Annotated in this window: 18 protein-coding genes; 7 read left to right on the top strand and 11 right to left on the bottom strand. The window is 69.4% G+C overall.

What is annotated here, in order from left to right; translation table 11 throughout:
• Positions 1-89 precede the first annotated feature (89 nt).
• A complete protein-coding gene (locus ACQPXB_RS41560) occupies positions 90-1,292 on the bottom strand; it encodes an acyl-CoA dehydrogenase family protein (RefSeq protein WP_432847311.1) in 1,203 nt (400 codons plus the stop codon).
• 12 nt (positions 1,293-1,304) lie between these two features.
• Positions 1,305-2,600 (bottom strand): acyl-CoA dehydrogenase family protein, encoded by a 1,296-nt coding sequence (locus ACQPXB_RS41555; RefSeq protein WP_432857008.1) that lies wholly within the window; start codon positions 2,598-2,600, stop codon positions 1,305-1,307.
• Positions 2,601-2,854: 254 nt separating this feature from the next.
• Here ACQPXB_RS41555 and ACQPXB_RS41550 point away from each other — a divergent pair, with 254 nt between their 5' ends.
• Complete coding sequence (locus ACQPXB_RS41550) at positions 2,855-3,376, top strand: EF-hand domain-containing protein (RefSeq protein ID WP_432847309.1); 522 nt, start codon at positions 2,855-2,857, stop codon at positions 3,374-3,376.
• Between the two features lie 3 nt (positions 3,377-3,379).
• Here the strand turns inward: ACQPXB_RS41550 and ACQPXB_RS41545 are convergent, their stop codons facing one another.
• From ACQPXB_RS41545 to ACQPXB_RS41530, 4 genes are all read right to left on the bottom strand, one after another.
• Entirely contained in the window at positions 3,380-4,582 is a 1,203-nt protein-coding gene (locus ACQPXB_RS41545) for a low temperature requirement protein A (protein ID WP_432847307.1), read from the bottom strand.
• Positions 4,583-4,640: 58 nt separating this feature from the next.
• Positions 4,641-4,967: a hypothetical protein gene (locus ACQPXB_RS41540; RefSeq protein ID WP_432847305.1), complete on the bottom strand. Its 327-nt coding sequence runs from the start codon at positions 4,965-4,967 to the stop codon at positions 4,641-4,643.
• 142 nt (positions 4,968-5,109) lie between these two features.
• A complete protein-coding gene (locus tag ACQPXB_RS41535; protein ID WP_432847303.1) occupies positions 5,110-5,286 on the bottom strand; it encodes a hypothetical protein in 177 nt (58 codons plus the stop codon).
• 88 nt (positions 5,287-5,374) lie between these two features.
• Positions 5,375-6,547, bottom strand: coding sequence for a TetR/AcrR family transcriptional regulator (locus ACQPXB_RS41530; RefSeq protein ID WP_432847301.1), 1,173 nt, complete (start codon positions 6,545-6,547; stop codon positions 5,375-5,377).
• Between the two features lie 159 nt (positions 6,548-6,706).
• Between ACQPXB_RS41530 and ACQPXB_RS41525 the strand changes: the two genes are divergently transcribed.
• Positions 6,707-7,918: an acetyl-CoA C-acetyltransferase gene (locus ACQPXB_RS41525; RefSeq protein ID WP_360594468.1), complete on the top strand. Its 1,212-nt coding sequence runs from the start codon at positions 6,707-6,709 to the stop codon at positions 7,916-7,918.
• A gap of 9 nt (positions 7,919-7,927) precedes the next feature.
• A complete protein-coding gene (locus tag ACQPXB_RS41520) occupies positions 7,928-10,099 on the top strand; it encodes a 3-hydroxyacyl-CoA dehydrogenase NAD-binding domain-containing protein (RefSeq protein ID WP_432847299.1) in 2,172 nt (723 codons plus the stop codon).
• Between the two features lie 3 nt (positions 10,100-10,102).
• Here ACQPXB_RS41520 and ACQPXB_RS41515 read toward each other — a convergent pair whose 3' ends face one another.
• The gene (locus ACQPXB_RS41515) at positions 10,103-10,699 is read right to left on the bottom strand and encodes a hypothetical protein (RefSeq protein ID WP_432847297.1); all 597 of its coding nucleotides are present in this window, start codon (positions 10,697-10,699) and stop codon (positions 10,103-10,105) included.
• A gap of 97 nt (positions 10,700-10,796) precedes the next feature.
• On the opposite strand from ACQPXB_RS41515, the gene ACQPXB_RS41510 reads away from it, so the two are divergent.
• Together ACQPXB_RS41510 and ACQPXB_RS41505 are read left to right on the top strand one after the other, a co-directional pair.
• Entirely contained in the window at positions 10,797-11,561 is a 765-nt protein-coding gene (locus tag ACQPXB_RS41510; RefSeq protein WP_432847295.1) for a GntR family transcriptional regulator, read from the top strand.
• A 64-nt stretch (positions 11,562-11,625) separates the two neighbouring features.
• A complete protein-coding gene (locus ACQPXB_RS41505; RefSeq protein ID WP_432847293.1) occupies positions 11,626-14,418 on the top strand; it encodes a hypothetical protein in 2,793 nt (930 codons plus the stop codon).
• A 163-nt stretch (positions 14,419-14,581) separates the two neighbouring features.
• On the opposite strand, the gene ACQPXB_RS41500 is transcribed toward ACQPXB_RS41505, so the two are convergent.
• Both ACQPXB_RS41500 and ACQPXB_RS41495 read right to left on the bottom strand, forming a co-directional pair.
• Entirely contained in the window at positions 14,582-15,130 is a 549-nt protein-coding gene (locus tag ACQPXB_RS41500; RefSeq protein WP_432847292.1) for a dihydrofolate reductase family protein, read from the bottom strand.
• Positions 15,131-15,184: 54 nt separating this feature from the next.
• Complete coding sequence (locus tag ACQPXB_RS41495; RefSeq protein ID WP_432847290.1) at positions 15,185-16,279, bottom strand: FAD-dependent oxidoreductase; 1,095 nt, start codon at positions 16,277-16,279, stop codon at positions 15,185-15,187.
• A 140-nt stretch (positions 16,280-16,419) separates the two neighbouring features.
• Here ACQPXB_RS41495 and ACQPXB_RS41490 point away from each other — a divergent pair, with 140 nt between their 5' ends.
• A complete protein-coding gene (locus ACQPXB_RS41490; protein ID WP_432847288.1) occupies positions 16,420-16,929 on the top strand; it encodes a DUF3761 domain-containing protein in 510 nt (169 codons plus the stop codon).
• A 17-nt stretch (positions 16,930-16,946) separates the two neighbouring features.
• Here ACQPXB_RS41490 and ACQPXB_RS41485 read toward each other — a convergent pair whose 3' ends face one another.
• Positions 16,947-18,140, bottom strand: a complete 1,194-nt coding sequence (locus ACQPXB_RS41485) for a hypothetical protein (protein ID WP_432847286.1) — start codon at positions 18,138-18,140, stop codon at positions 16,947-16,949.
• 28 nt (positions 18,141-18,168) lie between these two features.
• Between ACQPXB_RS41485 and ACQPXB_RS41480 the strand changes: the two genes are divergently transcribed.
• On the top strand, positions 18,169-18,384 hold the full coding sequence (locus tag ACQPXB_RS41480) for a hypothetical protein (RefSeq protein ID WP_432847285.1): 216 nt from the start codon (positions 18,169-18,171) through the stop codon (positions 18,382-18,384).
• 48 nt (positions 18,385-18,432) lie between these two features.
• Here the strand turns inward: ACQPXB_RS41480 and ACQPXB_RS41475 are convergent, their stop codons facing one another.
• Entirely contained in the window at positions 18,433-19,590 is a 1,158-nt protein-coding gene (locus tag ACQPXB_RS41475; RefSeq protein WP_432847284.1) for an SPFH domain-containing protein, read from the bottom strand.
• Positions 19,591-19,754 lie beyond the last annotated feature (164 nt).

Here is a 19,754-nt window from a genome sequence, read left to right as displayed (position 1 = left end):
ATGAAACCCGTCCCCGCCGACGCGAAAGCCGCCCGGTCGCAGAGCTCCGAGAAGGGACGGCGACCGGGCGGCTTTCCGTTACGTCACAACTACTTCAGCTCGGCGGAAGTCTTGCCGAGGACTCGACGGGCCACGATGAGCTGCTGAATCTGCTGCGTCCCCTCGAAGATGTCCAGGATTTTCGCGTCCCGGGCCCACTTCTCCAGCAGCGATTCCTCCGTGTACCCGTAAGCCCCCGCCAGCTCGACGCACTTCAGGGTCACGTCGACGACCGTCCGGCCGGCCTTGGCCTTCGCCATGGAGGCCTGCAGGGAGTTGGGCTTGCGGTTGTCCGCCATCCACGCGGATTGCAGCGTCAGGAGGTAGGCGGATTCGAAGTCGGCCTCCAGTTCGAGCCAGGTGGCGGCGGCCGGGTGCTGCGGGGGGCGGTCGTAGTCGATGGTGACGCCGGCCGAGGTCAGGATGCGGTGGGTTTCCTCCAGGGCCGCGCGGGCGACGCCCACCGCCATGGCCGCGACCAAGGGGCGGGTGTTGTCGAACGTCTGCATGACGCCCGCGAAGCCCTTGGCGGTGTCGATGTCCGGCGTGCCCAGCAGGTTTTCGCGGGGGACGCGGCAGTTCTCGAAGCGCAGCACGGCCGTGTCGGACGCGCGGATGCCCAGTTTGTGTTCCACGCGAACGACTTCGAAGCCCGGGGTGCCCTTCTCGACCACAAAGGACTTGATCGCGGCGCGGCCCTTCGAACGGTCCAAAGTGGCCCAGACGACCACGGCATCCGCGCGCTGGCCCGAAGTCACGAAGATCTTCTCGCCGTTGAGCACGTAGTCGTCGCCGTCGAGGACGGCGGTGGTGGTGATGGCGGCGGAGTCGGAGCCGCAGTCCGGTTCGGTGATGGCCATGGCGGCCCACAGGCCGGAGAACCGTTCGAGCTGCTCGTCCGTCGCGACGGAGCTGATGGCCGCGTTGCCGAGGCCCTGGCGGGGCATGGAAAGCAAGAGCCCGACGTCGCCCCAGCACATTTCGATGGTGCCGAGGACGACGTTGAGGTTGGCGCCGTTGCGGTTGGCCTTGGCGGTGTCCGGAGCGGACCGGCGCACGCCCGCCGCGCCCGCGCCGCCTTCGCCGGAGGAGTTGAGGCCGTCGAGCAGCGCGGCGAACATGTCGAGCTCGGCGGGGTAGGTGTGCTCGGCGCGGTCGTACTTGCGCGAGATCGGCCGGAACACTTCGGCCGCGGCCTGGTACGCCTGGTTGATCAGCGCGCCGGCCTTCTTCGGAACTTCGAGGTTGATCATCGAAAAGCCTTTCTAGAGGAGGACGGCGCCTTCCATCACGCCGATCGCTCGCAAGTCCCGGTACCAGCGCTCCACGGGGTGTTCCTTCACGAAGCCGTGCCCGCCCAGCAGCTGCACGCCCGCGTTGCCGATGCGCATGCCCTTGTCCACGGCCAGCTTGCGCGCCAGCGCGGCCTCCCGCGCGTAGTCCTTGCCCTGCTCGGCCCGCGCCGCCGCGCGCAGCGTGACCAGGCGCAGGCCCTCCAGCTCGATGGCGATGTCGGCGACGGAGAACGCCACCGCCTGCCGGTGGCTGATCGGCTCGCCGAACGCGGTGCGTTCGTTCACGTACGGCACCACGTAGTCGAGCACGGCCTTCGCCGTCCCGGCCGCGAGCGCCGCCCAGCCCAGCCGCGAGAGTCGCACGACCTCGGTGAACACGTCGGCCTTCCCGCCGCCGAGCAACGCACCCGCCGGCAGCGCGACCTTCTCCAGGTGCAGCTTGCCGGTCGCGGCGCCGCGCAGGCCCATCGCGGGCTCGGCCTCCACCGTGACGCCTGCCGACGACGATTCCACGAGGAACAGCGCCGGGCCGCGGCCTTCGAGATCGGCCGAGACGAGGAACAGCTCGGCCTCCGCCGCGCGCGGGACCAGCGACTTCACGCCGTCGAGCTGGTAGCCCTTCGGCGTGCGCTTGGCCTTGGTGGCGGGCTTGAACGGGTCGAACAGCGGCGTGCGCTCCAGCAGCGCCAGCGCCGCGGCGGGCACCTGGTCACCGGCGAACGCGGGCACGTAGTCGGCCTGCTGCTGCTCGTCGCCCCAGGCCACGAGCGCCGTGCTCACCGCGGACGGCGCCAGCACGGCCACGGCCAGCCCCATGTCGCCGTGCGCGAGGGCCTCGGCGACGAGCGCGTTGGTGACCACGGAACGTTCCGTGCCCGCGCCGCCCAGCTCCTCGGGGATGCTCAGGACGCTGATGCCCAGCTCCGCCGCCCGCATGAGCAGGCCTTCGGGCGCCGCGAGCTTGGCGTCGGCGTCCGCGGCGGCGGGCCGCAGCTGCTCGGCGGCGAACTCGGTGACCGTTTCGGCGATGAGCTGCTGGTCTTCGCTCGGGGTGAGGTCGAACAGCCCGGTGTCGGTCGTCGGTGCGAGCCGCGCGGGTTTGCCCAGCCGTCGCATCGACTTGAACGACCGCGTGGCCGCCCCCGCCGCGCGGAAACCGTTGCGGGTGCCCGCTTTGACCAGGTTCTGCACGGGCCCGCGCAGCCCGGCCCTGTCGATCACGCCGCTCCCGGCCAGCCGGGTGAGCGCGGCCAGGCCGAAGCCCATCGCGTCTCGTTTCCTCGCCGCAGCCATGTGGCCTCTCCCTCGGGTTACCTACTGGCGAGTAGGTTAGCACGGGCCGGGCGGCTTCGCGTGGCGGTGCGTCACCGGCGGTGGATCGAACGGCCGAACTGCTGCGCTTCTCCGGTGAATTCGCCCGGTGACGGCAATTGCACTCTTTAGTGTGGAAACGGTTTCATGGTTACCTGGGTCTCGGCACACTTCGATGTGGAATTTTCGCCGGAATGATGTGGGGAGTCATGGCCGTCACAACCGAAGATCGGACCAAGGTTGTTTTCGAATTGTTCGACGTTGATCACAACGGATATCTCGAGGGGAGCGATTTCGCGGCGATGTCCACCCGTGTGGAGCAGGTGGCGGGCGGCTCGAGCGATGCCGCGAAGGCCGCGTTGAGCGCCTCTTTCAGCAAGTGGTGGACCACCGTCGAGCGCGAACTCGATGCCAACCGCGACGGCAAGGTGAGCTACGACGAGTTCACCGCGTGCGTCCTCTCGCCCGAAAAGTTCGACGACACCGTCACCGACTTCGCCGACGCCCTCTCCGCCCTCGGCGACCCCGACGGCGACGGCCTCATCGAACGCCCGCTTTTCACCGCTTTGATGCTCGCCATCGGATTCAACCCGGCCAACGTCGACGCATTGTTTGATTTTTTCCAACCCAATTCCGAAGACCGGATCACCGTCCGCGTCTGGCGCGACGGCATCGTGGAGTACTACCACCCGACGAAACCCGATGTCGCCGGGAACTACCTGGTCCCCTGACGGTCATCGCGGCGGCAGGGGCACCTGCCGCCGCACCCAGGCCATCCGCTCGAACGCGACCAGCCCCAGCACCGCCACGGCCGCGGTGACCACCGCCGCGGCTGCGGGCGCATGCTCCAGCAGCGGCGTGACCCCGAGCAGCACCGCGGCGAGCACGAGGCGCTGGATGTTCCAGCTGCCGACGTTCCGCCGCCGCAACGCGCTCAGCGCCACGAGGTACAACGCGAGCCCACCGGTGAGCGTCCACATGGGCACGCCGTGCAGTGCTTCGCCGGGTGTGTGGTGCGCGGTGTCGGACAGGTAGAGGAACGCCTTCTTCAGACCCAGTGCCACGAGCACGATCCCCGCGATCAGCGGCAGGTGCAGGAACGTGTACGAGTCCGTCGCGAGCTTCGTGCGCTCCACGCCCTTCGCTCCCGCAAGCCGGTGCTCGGCGACGCGCGCGACCACGTCGAAGTACGTCCACCACATGCCCGCCGCGAGCGCGATCCCGCACAGCGCGCAACCGGCGATCAGCCACGTCATGGGCACCGGCCCGATGCCTATCCCGATCGCCACGATCGACTCGCCGAGCGCGATGATCACGATCAGCCCGAACCGCTCCGCGAAATGCGCCGGCGAGTTGAGCCGCCAGCCGGCGGGGCCGGAGAAGTAGACGTTCAGATAGTCCACGGTCAGCGCGACCACCCAGAGCACCAGCTGCCACGGCCCGTTGAGGAACGCCGCCAGCACCAGCAACCCGATGCTCGGCACCAGCCCGCGCAACATCCGCAGCAGCACGCGTTGCAGCTCCGGGTCGTGCCGCGCGGCGCCCAGGTACGCGACCTCGTGCAGCACCCGCACGATCGCGTAACACCCGACGAACAGCAACGGCCCGTCCAGTCCGCCCGGCCGGTCCGTGAACGCTTCGGGCACCGTGAGCGAGAGCAGGAACATCACGCCCGTCGCCCCGAACATCGCGAGCCGCGCGATGCCGTGGTCCACATGGATCGTCGTGCCGAGCCACGCGTAGCAGCACCAGCACCACCACAGCACCGCCAGCACCAACAGCCCCTCGACGACCCCGAGGGGGCTCAGGTGGTCGGCCATCAGCTGGGTCGTCTGCGTGATCGCGTACACGAACACGAGGTCGAAGAACAGCTCGAGCGTCGATACTCGATGTCCCTCGTCCGCCGTGACCAGATGCAGCCTTCGTCCAGTGGGCACTCGGCATGCTCGCACGCCGAAGCGGCAACGGGCAGCGATTTCGCCCAGGACGGATATTTCAGGGGAGCTTCAGGACGTCCCGCGTGCCGGGCGGCGGAGTGGTGGTGCCAGCAGCCCTCACCGCGACTTCCGTCAAGTGGTAGAGGTCGACCCAATACCGGCCGTTCTGGAGCCACGTGGCGCCGGCGGCGAGCCAGACGTTGCTGAAGATCTTGTAGATGAGCCAACCGCCGCCGAGGGCGAGAACCCAGAAGAACGCCAGACCGGGCTTTTGCACCCGGCCGACACCGCCGCTGTTCGCGGCCGGCAACCCGAGAACGATCAGCGCCGTGACGACCCCGGCCCAGAGCGCACTCTTCGGCGTCTCCTGCCGCCATTCGAGCACCGGCCCTCGTCCGTCCGGGGTCGGCGGGTGACTGCGCGGTTTTCGGTCGACCGGTGTCACGTCGGCGCCCCGAAACTCCGGGGCGCCCGCGGCGGCCGCGGCTCGCCCGTGGAGACGTCCGGCTGCGGAGGCAGTGGGCTCGTCACGGCTGGAAAATACTGGAGAAGAAGTGGCCGACGGCCTTTCCGGCGTTCTCCACGCCGTGGCCGATGTCTTGCGCGGTGTCGCCCGCCCCATGGGAGATCTCGGGCCAGTGGTTCACCACTTCGCCGACCCCGTACGCCACACCCACCCCGATTCCGATCGCCGCCAGAGTCACCGGGCCGCTTGAAAAGGTGCCGCGACGCTCAGCCCCGATCTGCAAATGTCGTGGTAGCAAGCGACTTCGCCCAACAAACCGCAAGAACTCACGGAACCGGGCACTCCAGCACCACATGCAACAAAGCCGTCAACTCCGCCTCCAAATTCGCCCGCCCACTCACCCGACGCGTCCGAGTCAGATCGTTGGCGATCGTCAACGCCGCATGCACGCGGATCTTCGCCTCGCGGGCCGGCAAGGAAGGCGAGATCGTCCCCAGCAAAGCCACCCACTGATCCACATAATCCCGTTGCACCCGAAGCAGATCGGCCTTGTCGCGGTCCGGCATGGTGACGCGGTCGGCGGTGAAGGACACGAGCAGTTCGGGCGTGTGCAGCAACGTGTGGACGTACGAAGCGGCAAGCCGGCGCAACGCGGAGAGCTCGTCCGGTGCCCGCAGCGCCTGTTCGGCAGCGAGGGCCAGCCGGTCCGCAGCCCGGTGACCGATGGCCACCATCAGAGCCGCTTTGCTCGGAAAGTGCCGGTACACGCTGGGGCCGGCAATGCCGGCCGCGGCGCCGATGTCCTCCATGCTCACGGCGTGGAAGCCGCGTTCGCCGAACAACGCGGTCGCGGCGGCCAGGACCTGTTCGCGGCGGGAAGGTGTGCCGAGGCCGTCCCGCTCAAGCTCCGCGACGCCCCCGGCGGGGAGTGTGCTGTTCAACACAGCGGTGGCCAGCTCCACCAGCAACGGCACGAACCGGCGGCGGGCCACGGTCGTGTGGTGCACGGCCACGCTGCCGAAGACCGACAGCGCTCCCCAGCACAGGAACTCGGCGTCGTCCACGGCGAGGTCGGGGCGGGCGGCCAGGAGGGCCTTCGTCCACGCGTCGAGCACCGCGCCCGAGCGGTGGCGGATCTCGCGGCGCTCGTCGCGGGGCAGGTGGGGGCCCTCCCAGCGCCACAGAGCGGCGATCTCGCGCCGTTCGACGGCCTGCGTGGCCAGGCCCGTGAGCAGCACTTCCAGCTGGTCAGGCGCGCCCGACAGCGCCGAAGCGGTCACCGCCTCCATGTCGTCGATCCCGGCCAGCACGACGTACGCCAGGATCGCCTGCTTGTCCGCGAAGTGGCGGTACAGCGCCGGCCCGGTGACGCCCGCCGCGGCCGCGATGTCGTTGATGCCGACGCCGTGGAAGCCGCGCGCGCGGAACAGCCCGGCGGCGACCGCGGCGAGCTGGGCCTTGCGGTCGCGGGGGCGCGACCCGCGGGCTGGAGTACTCATGGTGAACCGACGATAGCGCTAATCGGAACACGGGCAACCCATTGACACCATCGGGTTCGCCGGGCTTATGTTAATGGGCATTAGCACCCATGGCCCGGTACGCTCGGCCGTGAGATACACCGAAGTGTCCAACCACGCCGCTGCGCGGAGGAGTGTTCAGTGAGTAGCGAGGCCTACATCTACGAGGCGATGCGCACGCCTCGAGGTAAGAACAAGGGCGGTGCCCTCCACGGCACCAAGCCGCTCGACCTGGTGGTCGGGCTGATCGAAGAGCTCAAGGTCCGCCACCCGAACCTCGACCCGAAGGCGATCGACGACATCGTGCTCGGCGTGGTCTCGCCGGTGGGTGAGCAGGGCGCCGACATCGCGCGCACCGCCGCCCTCGTGTCCGGCCTGCCGGAGACGGTCGCGGGCGTGCAGCTCAACCGCTTCTGCGCGTCGGGCCTGGAGGCCACCAACATCGCGGCCCAGAAGGTGCGCTCGGGCTGGGACCAGCTGATCATCGCCGGCGGCGTCGAATCGATGTCGCGCGTGCCGATGGGTTCGGACGGCGGCGCGCTGTTCATGGACCCGACCACGGCGTACGACGAGTACATCGTGCCGCAGGGCATCGGCGCCGACCTGATCGCGACGATGGAGGGCTTCAGCCGCGAGGACGTCGACCGGTTCGCGGTGCGTTCGCAGGAGAAGGCCGAGGCGGCCTGGTCCGGCGGCTACTTCGCGAAGTCCGTGGTGCCCGTGAAGGACCTCAACGGCGTCACGATCCTCGACCACGACGAGCACCGTCGCCCCGGCAGCACCGTCGAGGGCCTGGCGAAGCTCAAGCCCGCGTTCACCACGATCGGTGACATGGGCGGCTTCGACGCCGTCGCGCTGCAGAAGTACCACCAGGTCGAGAAGATCGACCACGTCCACACGGGCGGCAACTCCTCCGGCATCGTCGACGGCGCGGCCATCGTGCTCGTCGGCAGCGAAGAGGTCGGCAAGACCTTCGGCCTCACGCCGAAGGCGCGCATCGTCGCGACCGCCGCCATCGGCTCGGAGCCGACGATCATGCTCACCGGCCCCACGCCGGCCACGCAGAAGGTGCTCAAGACCGCGGGCCTGACCCCGGACGACATCGACCTGTGGGAGCTCAACGAGGCGTTCGCCTCCGTCGTGCTCAAGTGGATGAAGGACCTGCACCTGCCCGAGGAGAAGGTCAACGTCAACGGCGGCGCGATCGCCATGGGCCACCCGCTCGGCGCCACCGGCGCGATGCTGGTCGGCACCGTGGTCGACGAGCTGGAACGCCGCCAGGCGCGCCGCGCCCTGGTGACCCTGTGCATCGGCGGCGGCATGGGCGTCGCGACCATCATCGAGCGGGTGTGAGGATCCAGAATGGCTGAGAGCAAGACCATCCGCTGGGAGAAGGACGCGGACGGCATCGTCACGCTGACGCTGGACGACCCGAACCAGTCGGCCAACACGATGAACTCCGCGTTCCGCGAGTCGCTCGGCGTGACCGTCGACCGGCTGGAGGCGGAGAAGGACGACATCACCGGTGTCGTGATCACGTCGGCGAAGAAGACGTTCTTCGCCGGTGGCGACCTGCGCGACCTGATCCAGGCCAAGCCGGAGCAGGCCGAGGCGTTCACCGCGTCCAGCACGCTGATGAAGTCGCAGATGCGCCGCATCGAGCAGCTGGGCAAGCCGGTCGTCGCGGCGATCAACGGCGCCGCTCTGGGCGGTGGCCTCGAAATCGCGCTGGCGACGCACCACCGCATCGCGGCCGACGCGAAGGGCAGCCAGATCGGCCTGCCCGAGGTCACGCTGGGCCTGCTGCCCGGTGGTGGCGGCGTCGTGCGCACCGTGCGGCTGCTGGGCATCCAGAGCGCGCTGCTGAACGTGCTGCTGCAGGGCACGCGCCACAAGCCGCGCAAGGCGCTGGAGCTGGGCCTGGTCCACGAGGTCGTGGACACCGTCGAGGAGCTGGTGCCCGCCGCCAAGGCGTGGATCAAGGCCAACCCCAAGGGTGGCGTGCAGCCGTGGGACGTCAAGGGCTACAAGATCCCGGGCGGCACCCCGTCGAACCCGAGCTTCGCGGCGAACCTGCCCGCGTTCCCGGCGAACCTGCGCAAGCAGCTCAAGGGCGCGCCGATGCCGGCGCCGCGCGCGATCCTGGCGGCGGCCATCGAGGGCGCGCAGGTCGACTTCGACACCGCGATCCAGGTCGAGACCCGCTACTTCGTCAGCCTGGCCACCGGTCAGGTCTCGAAGAACATGACGAAGGCGTTCTTCTTCGACCTGCAGTCGATCAACTCGGGCGGCTCGCGTCCCGACGGTTTCGAGAAGTACACCGCCCGCAAGGTCGGTGTCCTGGGCGCCGGGATGATGGGCGCGGCGATCGCCTACGTGTCGGCGAAGGCCGGCATCGACGTCGTGCTCAAGGACGTCTCGCAGGAAGCCGCCGACAAGGGCAAGGGTTACGCGGTCAAGCTGGAGGAGAAGGCCCTCTCGCGCGGCAAGACCACGCAGGAGAAGTCCGACGAGCTGCTGGCCCGGATCAAGCCGACCGCCGACGCGGCCGACTTCGCCGGCGTCGACTTCGTGATCGAGGCCGTGTTCGAGAGCGTCGAGCTCAAGCACAAGGTCTTCGGCGAGATCGAGAGCGTCGTCAACTCCGACGCCGTGCTGGGTTCCAACACCTCGACCCTTCCGATCACCACCCTCGCCGAGGGCGTGAAGCGGACCGAGGACTTCATCGGGATCCACTTCTTCTCGCCCGTGGACAAGATGCCGCTGGTCGAGATCATCTGCGGTGAGAAGACCTCGCCCGCGACGCTGGCGAAGGTCTTCGACTACACCCTGCAGATCAAGAAGACCCCGATCGTCGTCAACGACAGCCGCGGCTTCTTCACCTCGCGCGTGATCGGCACGTTCATCAACGAGGCCGTCGCCGCGCTGGGCGAGGGCGTCGAGCCGGCGTCGATCGAGCAGGCGGGTTCGCAGGCCGGCTACCCGGCGCCGCCGCTGCAGCTGATGGACGAGCTCACGCTCACGCTGCCGCGCAAGATCCGCCTAGAAACGAAGAACGCCGTCGAGGCCGCCGGCGGCACCTGGACGCCGCACGCGTCCGAGGCCGTCATCGACCGCATGCTCGACGAGTACGACCGCAAGGGCCGCTCCACCGGCGCCGGCTTCTACGAGTACGACGAGAACGGCAAGCGCACCGGCCTCTGGCCGGGCCTGCGCGACGCCTTCAAGTCCGGCACCGGCGACGTCCCCTTCGAGGACCTCAAGGAGCGCATGCTCTTCGCCGAGGCCCTGGAAACGGTGAAGTGCTTCGACGAGGGCGTGCTCACCACCGTGGCCGACGCCAACATCGGCTCGATCTTCGGCATCGGCTTCCCCGCGTGGACCGGTGGCGTGATCCAGTACATCAACCAGTACGCCGGCGGCCTGCAGGGCTTCGTCGACCGCTCCCGCGAACTGGCCGCGCGCTACGGCGACCACTTCCTGCCGCCGGAGTCGCTGGTGGCGAAGGCCGCCAAGGGTGAGATCTACGAATAAGTTCTAAGCGCTGAGCGAGAGGGGCTCTTTCCCGGATTCTTCCGGGGAAGAGCCCCTCTCGCTTTCGGGTACGGAGTCGTGCTCGGGCACCAGATCCAGCCGGATGGTGTAGCCGAGGAAACGGGCGTACATCAGGAACTCGCACAACGCCAAGTCGTGGACGGTCGGGCTGTACTCCAGGCACCAGATGTGGAGGGGGCTGGCGTCGAGGGCGTCGGCGAGGTCGGTGCGGGAGCGGCCGGCGGCCATACGGGCGTGGCGCAGCTTCTCTTGCAGGCGACGGGGTTCGGCCATGGCGTCCGCGTCGGGGTCGGGGGTCGTGAAGTCGGTGTGGGGCATGCGTTCGCGCCAGGGCAGGGGGCGTTCGGCGGGGTCGTCCTCCACGATCAGCAGGCGGATGCCGTAGCCGAGTTCGCGGGCGTAGTCGGCGAGCCGGTGCAGGCCCTTCGAGTGCGGGGCGCGGAACCACCAGCGGGCGGCGGTGACGCGGTTCGGGAGGCCGGTCATCTCCTGGATGTTCGAGAGAGTCCAGCCGCGGGAGTAGCGGATTTCCTCCAGCCGCGTCCGCGCCACCTCGATCTGCTCGGTCAACGAATCCATGGTTCACCATCCAGCGACTTGTCCTGACGAGTTGCGCTACGGTGACATACCGCAGGGGAACTGGTCAAGACAAGTTGATGAGTGCAAGAATGGTGGCATGGTGGATCGCAGAAGCGGCATACCTGCGTTTCGGCAGGTCGCCGGGGATCTGCGCGACAAGATCGCGGCGGGTGAATACGCGCCGGGTGAGCAGTTGCCCAGCGAGCGCGAGTTGGTCGACACTTACGGTGTGTCGCGGCCGACCGTTCGCGAAGCGGTGAACATGCTGCGCTCCGAAGGTCTGGTGACCTCCGAGCACGGACGTGGAGTGTTCGTCCGGCCGCCGGCACTGGTGCAGGAACGAGTGGCGACCACTCGGCTGTCGCGCGCTGCTCGGCAAAGCGACCGCGGAGCCTTCCGCGCGGATGCCACAGCGCGCGGGCTCACTCCCTCCGCGTCGGTCGAGGTCCGGTTCGAGCGTGCGGACGCCAGAGCCGCCACGAGGCTTGGGATCGCTGAGGGCGACGAAGTGACCGTTCGGGATCGCGTGATGCGCGCCGATGATCTGGTTGTTCAGCTCGCGGTGTCGAGGTTGCCTCGTGAACTGACCCGCGGCACCGTTATCGAAGATCCCGACACCGGGCCTGGTGGCACCTACGCGCGGCTGGAGGATGCCGGACACCGGCTCGGCTCGTTCACCGAACGGGTCGGCGCGCGGATGCCGTCGCCGGGTGAGACGTCGTTGTTGCAGCTCGCCGATGGTGTCCCCGTCATCACCGTCACGCGGGTGGCCTACGGGACCGACGGGACGCCGCTCGAGATGAACGACATGGTGCTGGCCGCGGATCGCTACGAGTTGTCGTACGAGTGGCCCGCTGACTAGACCATTCGGTAGGTGACGGCAGAAATGCCGGGAGCCCTCCCGTGCTGGCATGTGAAACTGGTTCATGACCACGACGACGCCCACCGAGGAGCGCGACCCGCTCGCGTTCGCGGGGTCCGACAAGCTGGTGAAGCTCGTCGGCGCGCTGTACCAACGGCCGCGGATGGGGGATCTGCCGCGGTCGTTGCACGCGGCGAACGTCGAGTGGGAGCCGGGCTACCAGCAGGAACGCGCGGGCCGCAAGGGTTTGCCGATGGTGTGCCTGGTGGGGCCGGCCGAGGGTGTGCTCGAGGAGTTCAAGCGGCGCCTGGGCACGGCGCGGCCCAGCGGCGGCGTGCGGTACGCGTACCTGACGCTCGACCAGCGCAAAGACGCCGAGGGTCCCGCGACCGAGGCGAGCGTCCACGCGATCCGCGACATCCTGTGGGAAGCGCGCACCGAACTGCTGCGCAGCCCGCGTTCGCGGGGTTCCGGCCTCAGGTTCGGGCTGTTCACGCTCGTCGTGCAGCTGATGGCCGAGAAGCTGCCCGCGTCGGATCCGCCGGAGCGGACGTTGCTGCGGAAGCTGCAGGACAACGGCCTGCTGGTGCGGTTCCGGTCGGCGATCGAGAACGTTGGCAAGGAGCTGGTGCCGTCCAACGACGCGTGGAAGTACCCGTTGCTGGTGCTGCGGTTGCTGACGATGGCGACGTTCCGGCTCGCCGTCACCGGCCGCGTGCCGCTGCTTTCCGGGCGGTACCGGTGGTTCCTGCGCCAGCCGCACCTCGCGCCGGAGATGTCGGGCAGCTTCGCGCGCTTCGCGGTGCGCCTCACCGACGGCGAGTGGCAGCAGGAGTCGCCGGAGTTCGTCGCGCGGCTGCTGGTCAACGCGTTCCTCGAAGACCTGCGCCGCGGCTACCGGCGGCAGTTCTTCCGGCGCCGGCGCATGACCTATCCCGTGCTGCTGCTCGACCACGTCACCACCACCAACGGCGGCTACCGGCTGCTGGAGCTCATCAACGACGTGCGCAACCAGACCGGCCTGTTCGACCCGCTGCTGGTGGTCAGCACGAGCGACGCACCGCCCCCGGACGACCGGCCGAGCCAGGACCGTCCACGGTGGACCGCCGCGGACGCGGGCGACGCCTACCGCTCGTGGCAGCACGAGCTGCTCCGCGACCGCCGCGCCCGCGACGCCGCCGCGTGGTACCTGCCGATCGGCCTCGACCCGGGCACGCCGGAGCAGCAGAGCCGGGCACGCAAGCACCTGCAGTCGCTCGGGGACAGGTATGTGTTGCGCCGCAGGCAGTCGAGCCCGCCGTGGTGGGCGACGCGGTGGATGCGGCTGGGGGTGCCGCTGGTGATCGTCGCGCTGGTGGCGAGTTTCGTCGGCGTGCGGTACCAGGACTACCGGACCAGTCACTGCGGCACGTCGAGCGAGTGGCTCACGTGGACGGGCACCGAGTGCGTGGGGATCTCCGACGGCTCGTTCTCGGTGTACCAGCCGGCCGACGACACCATCCGGCAGGTGCTTTCCGTGATCACGGACCAGAACCGGCGCGCGGCCGAGCTGCACGGCGCGCACCCGGAACGGCCGTACATCACGCTCGTCGACCTCGAAGCGCTGACGTCGCCCAACGGCACCGCCGAAGGTCTCACCGCCGAACGCGAGTCGCTGGAAGGGGTCGCGGTCGCGCAGCTCCGGCAGCTCACCGCGACGGCGACGGCCGAGCCGATCGTGCGCGTGCTCGTGGCGAACGGCGGCCTCGGGATGCGGCAGGGCGTGGCCGTCGCGCGGCAGCTGAGCCGGATGGCCGAGCAGGACCGCAGCATCGTCGGCGTGGTGGGGCTGGACATGAGTAGCCTGCCGACGCAGCAGACCATCCGCGCCCTCGGCGACGCCGGCCTGCCGGTGGTGGCTTCGACGTTGTCGGCCGACGGCCTCGCCGACCAGAACCCGGTGTATTTCCAGGTGGCGCCGCAGAACCGTCGTGAGGCCGCGGTGGCCGCGGCTTTCGCTGCCACCCGGCCGGGTCCGAAGGTCTTGCGCGTGTACTACTCGGACGACGACTCCGACACCTACAGCACCAATTTGCGCGACGACGTCATGAAGTCGTTCGCGGACAAGGGCTTCTCGGTCGAGGCCAGGGCTTTCACGCCCGATGGCGGCCAGCAGGCCCCGTCGTCACACGACCGCTACGGCGAGCGCCTCGTCGGCAACGCCGCCGCGGCCGGCCGGGACAACTGCTCCTACAACGGTTTCGTCCTCTTCGCCGGCCGCGGCGTCCCGGACTTCGGCGACTTCGCCACCGGCGCCGCCCAGTGCGGCAGCACCGCCACGATCATCGGCGACGACGACGTGTCCCGATATGTGGCGGACCAGGTGGCGCGCGAGCAGAACCGCGCGCTGCCGTACTACTACCTGTCCTTCGCCAGCGAACCGGCGACCGATCCGCAAGGCCTGGCGCGCGACTTCTACACCACTTTGGACCGAACACTGTTCCCGTTCGAGCAAACGGAACGCGGCCGTTCCTTCGACGGCCACGCCGCCCTGTCCTACGACGCCGCGCTCGTGATGATCACTGCGACCGCCTACCTGCGCGAGACGTCCGCCGACATCCCCGTGACGCCGGGCGCGGTGTGGCGCGAGATCACCGCCATCCACACCTCCCGCCCCGACGACCACCAGACGAACAAGTACATCGAAGGCGTCAGCGGCACCATCGACTACGGCGGCGACATCGGCCGCCACGTCCCGGAAGCCAAGCCCGTGTCCGTACTGCGCGTCGAGGGCGGCGAGGTCGTGCGCGGGCTGCAGGGCTTCTGCGGCATGGCGGCGGGGCGCACGTCGGACGCTTGGTGCCCGGCGGATTCGTGAGGGTTACTCGGAAGGCCAGCAGCGGACCGAGCGCGTAGTCGATCAGCCAGATGATCGGCTGGTGGGCTCCTGGCGGGGTGGTTTTCCCATCGGTGCCTGGCGCAGACGAGTTCAGCGCCTTCGTCGAGCCGCGCGGACTTGAACGTGGATCGGCGGCCACGGCTCACCTCAGCGGGCGGTACCGGAGATCCACCGCCAGCGCCGGGTCGCCGTCGTGGATGCGGGCCCAGCGGACCGGCGCCGTGCCCGGGCTGTCGAAGAGGCGTACGCCCGAGCCGAGCATCACGGGGGCCAGGTGGACGCGGAACTCGTCGATCAGGCCGAGTTCGAGGCATTGGCGGGCGATGTCCTGGCTGTGGATCTCCAGGTCCTTGCCTTTCGCGGCGGCCACGCCGATCTCGACGGCCTCGGCCAAACCGCAGTCGAGGAAGGTGATGCCGTCGTCCGGGGCCGCGTCTTCGGGATGGTGGGTGAGCACGAACACCGGGCCGGTCCACGCGCCGCCGTAGGGTTGGCGGCTCGCTTGGCCGGGGAATTGCTGCGCGAGGGCGTCGTAGCCGCGGCGGCCGCCCAGGATGGCGCCGAGGGTGGAGATGGCGTCGTGGTGGGTGGCGGGGTCGACTTTGGTGCCGGCCATCCAGTCCATCGAGTGGCCGGGGCCGGCGGCGAAGCCGTCGAGCGACATCATCAGGTGCCAGCGCACGTTGCCCATGGGGCCTCCGTTCGTTTTCGGTGTGCCCGTACTGACTGCCGGGCACCCGAAAACTCATCGGCCGAGCATCCACCTGACGAAGTCGAAGAACTCCTTGGCGTACAAGTGGGGTGCGTCGGCGGCCGCGGCGACCTCGTCGACCCAGCGGTAGACCTCGGCGTAACGCGGGAGCCGATCGGCTTCGTATGCGCGCAACGCGGCGGGGACGTCCGCCTGCGTGAGGTGGTCGGCGAGCACCAGCGCGTCCTCGATGCCCAGGGACGCGCCCGACGTGATGTGCGGGGACACGGCGTGCGCCGAATCGCCGGCGAGGGCGACGTGGGCGGAGACCCAGCGGGACTGCAGGGGCAGCGCCATCACGCGGTTGCTGACCACGCGGTCCTCCGGCGTCGCCTCGATGGCTTCGCGCAGGGGAAACGGCCAGCCGCCGTCGTAGAGGTGGGGGACCCGGGCGAGGGCTTCCTCCTTCGCGGACCGCGTGGCGGGCGGCGAACCCAGCTGCGCGAGGACCCAGAACGCCGTGCCGCCGCCGCTGCGGACCACACCGCCGCGGGTGCGTTCGCGGCCGACGACGAAGCGTTCCACGGTGATCTCCGGGATCGCGCTCTCCGCGACGATCCCACGCCACGCTAGGTGGCCCGGGTACTCCTGCGCGGCCGAGCCGGGGGAGAGCCGCTCGCGGACGCGTGAGTACACGCCGTCGGCGCCGACGAGGAGGTCGGCTTCCTCGGTGGAACCGTCGGCGAACTCCACGGTGACGCCGTCGTCGTGGTCCCGGTAGCCGGTCACGCGGGCGCCGGTGCGCAGTTCGTCGGCGCTCAGCGCGGCGGCGAGCAGCTCGTTGAGGCGCTGGCGGGTGACCATGAGGTAGTCGACGTCGGCGAGGTCGCCGTAGTACTCGTCCATGACCTGCCCGGCCGGGTCCTGGTAGCGGATCGCGCTCGGCGCGCCGGCCGCCCGGATGGTGCCACCCACGCCGAGCCGGTCGAACACCGCGAGCGCGTTGGCCCACAGCCCCAGCGCGGCGCCGACCCCGCGGATCTCGGATTCCTGTTCGCACACCAGAGTTTCGAACCCCGCCTGCCGGAGCGCGAGCCCCGTCGTCAGCCCGACGACGCCGCCCCCGGCCACCACAGCTCGTTTTCGCACGCGCCACATCTTCCTCGGGGAATCGGCGCCGTGACAACCCGGAAAAGGTGTCCAGACCTCTCAAGACCTTCCGGAACGGGGCTTACCGGCAGTTCATGAGGCGCGCCCGCACGGCCGCGAGTCAGGTCGGCGGCTGACACGTGGTCTGTCGCCGGGTGGCTTTAGTGGCCCGGCAAGGAATGGTGCTGGCTGCCGGACTGCTGGTCGCGGGCTGCGGGGCGGCACCGGCGCCGACCGGGAACACCGGTGTCGTCGTGCCGGCCACCACGACCTCGGCTCCGAGCAGTTCTGCGTTGCCGGAAAGCACTTCCGCGACGCCGACGACGACCGATTCGCCCGTTTCGACCACTTCGGTGCCGGCTTACGTCACACCGGAAACCACAGCTGCGAAAACCACGGCTCCGAAAACCACGGCGAAAGCCAAAACCACTCCGAAAACCACCGCGGCGCCGCCGAAAACCGACTCGACTGCCTGCAGCGCCGACTACTACCGCAATTCGTCCGGCGTGTGCGTCCACCGCCCGTCGTCCAACCCCGCCGGTGCGACCGCCAAGTGCAAAGACGGCAGCTACAGCTACAGCCAGCACCGCTCCGGCACCTGCTCCGGCCACGGCGGGGTCCTCACCTGGATCGCCCGCCCCGCGAGCTGATTCCCGGTGCGCCTGCGTCAATGGTGGTGCGTCACCGTGGTGTGGTGAGTCGTCGTCGAGTGGGTGGTCGACGAATGCGTCGATCCGCTGCTGTGGCCCCGGATCGCGACGAAGTAGACGATCGCCGCGACGACGATCAGCGCAATGAGGGCCGCGATGGCGATCTTCGCCTTGCTGTAGGGCCGTTGACCCTGCACTTCGCCGGTGCGGCCGTTGACGAGGATCCGCCAGTTCTTGCCGGCGTAGACGTAGGTGGCGACCCAGACCGGGAGCAGCATCAGTTTGAAGGTGACGTCGCGGTGCTGCGTGTTCATCGACTGCACACGCTGCTCGTCGCCGCCGATGTCGTGGCGGCAGTCGTCCTCGATGACCGGCGTCATGCGGCGCTTCGCTTCCTCGAAGCCGGCTTCGGCCTCGATGTCGTAGCGCAGCGCGAAATGCCCGGCGAGGAACTGCGGCTGATACGGCTCGGCCTGCTCCAGCGGCCACGGCGCGAGCTTGTCGAGCTCCTTGGCCGGCAGCTGGGTACTGCCCGGCACCAGCACGTCGTCGAAGAACCGGGCGACCTGGCCGCCCGCCGGATACCAGCGCGTGTGCCGCACCCGGCGGGTCTTCTGCTGCCCGTTGTCGTAGTAGGTCTCGGTGACCCAGTAGTGCTCGCCGCGCTGTCCGGAGTAGACGGTGTCCGTCTGCGAATCGTAGGTCCAGTGCGGGATGTAGGTGCTCTTGGTGGACTCGGCCGTGCCGACCTTCTTCAGCGCGTTCGGCGCGAACCAGCGCGAGTTCGTCCACTTCTTCAGGTGCGTGCTCACCGCGCCCTTGTCGAAATGGAACGGCAGCACGCCTTCGGGCACGAGCTGTCCGGACGCGTGCGCGTCGATCACCAAGGGGGCACCGCAGAACTGGCACAGACTGGCGGTTTCGTTCGTCTCGGTGGTGGCGCCGCAGCGCTGGCACTTTAAGACGTACTGGCCGATCGTGGCCACCGGTTTGCGGGCCAGGTCGGTCAGCTCGGCGAACGCGATCTCGCGGATCTGCCGGTCGCCCGCCGTGATCTCCTGGCGGTACCCGCAGTACGGGCACTGCATCGACGTCGACCCCGGCGCGAACTCCAGGCGGGCGCCGCAGCCGCCGCACGGGTAGGTGCTCGCGGCGGTGTGGGCCGGCGCGAACGCGGGTGGCGGACCGGCCTGCACGGGACCGCCGGGCATGGGGCCGCCTGGCATTGGTGCGCCCGGCATGGGTCCGCCGGGCATCGGGCCACCCGGCATGGGTGCCCCGGGCATCGGTCCGCTCGGCATCGGGCCACCGGACGCCGGTCCGCCGGGCATGGCGCCGTTCGGCATCGGGCCACCCGGCATGGGCGCGCCGGGCATCGGTCCGCTCGGCATCGGACCACCGGGCATCGGGCTACCGGGCATGGGCCCGCTCGGCATCGGGCCGTGGTGCGGGTAGTTCGGGTTGGTCATGGCGGCTCCCCTCCGCTGGACGAGTCAGGACGGCTCAGGACTGCGGCGGCAGCGGCGGCGGGGTCGCGCCGAACAGCGGCGAGACCTCCGGCACCTGCGCGGCCGGCGTCCATTGCGGCATTCCGGACTTCCACACGAGGGTCTCCCGGGTCAGCGTGCCCGAGGAGATCTGCTGCCCGAGCTGGCTCCGGTCGAACGGGCCGAGCTGCTGACCGTTGGCCCCGACGAACCACTGCTCGGACTGCGGCAGCGGCGGCGGCATCTGCGGCGTCGGCGCGGACGGCGGCTGCTGCTGGTACTGGGGCTGTTGGTACTGCTGCGGCTGCTGGTACTGCTGTGGCGCGCCCTGCGGCCCCGCGGCGCGCTGGCCGAGCGCTATGCCGAGGCCGATGCCCAGGCCTTCGCCCGCGCCGCCCTGGTTGTTCGCGGCCGCCTCGATCGCGTTGGCGGACTGGAACTTCGTGTACTGGTCGAGATCGCCGACCACGCCCATCTGGGTCCGCTTGTCCATCGCGGCCTCGACCTCGGGCGGGACCGAGATGTTCTCGATGATGAACTTCGAGATCTCGATGCCGTTGGCGTGCAGTTCGAGGTTGAGCGCGTTGGCGATCGCGCCGCCGATCCGGTCCTGCTGGGTGACGAGGTCGAGCATCGGCACCTTGGCCGCGGCGATGGCGGGGCCGAGCTTGCCGATGATCATCTGCCGGAGGTACTCGGAGACCTCCTCGGTGCGGAACTGCGGGTCGGTGCCCGCGAGCTCCTTGAGCAGCGCGACCGGCTCGACGACGCGCACCGCGTACCCGCCGAACGCGCGGAGCCGGACCATGCCGAACTCCGGGTCGCGCAGGATGATCGGGTTCTGCGTGCCCCACTTGAGGTCGGTGAACTGCCGGGTGCTGACGAAGTAGACCTCGGCCTTGAACGGCGAGTTGAACCCGTACTTCCAGCCCTTGAGCGTGGACATGATCGGCATGTTCTGCGTCTGCAGCGTGTGCATGCCCGGGGCGTAGGCGTCGGCGACCTGGCCCTCGTTGACGAAGACCGCCGCCTGCGATTCGCGGACGGTGAGCTTGGCGCCTATCTTGATCTCGTTCTCGTAGCGCGGGAAACGCCACACGATCGTGTCACGACTGTCGTCGGTCCACTCGATGATGTCGATGAACTCGCCGCGGATCTTGTCGAAAATCCCCACGTACTTGGCCCCCGTCGCCTCCGTCGTTCCGGGCGCTCCCCGGCCCGTCGACACAGTACCGCGCGCCCCGTCCGGACGCGGCCGGATGGGGCGGGCCCGTCGGGCGGCGGACCGCGGTGCCCGAAATCGGTCATCATGAGTGGCGGGAAGCGAGTCCTTCCGGC

The sequence above is a fragment of the Amycolatopsis sp. CA-161197 genome (genome assembly GCF_050942255.1).
In the GTDB taxonomy this organism is placed as follows: domain Bacteria; phylum Actinomycetota; class Actinomycetes; order Mycobacteriales; family Pseudonocardiaceae; genus Amycolatopsis.
The sequence above is the reverse complement of the archived record's forward strand: the minus strand, read 5'-3'. Positions and strand labels throughout refer to the sequence as shown.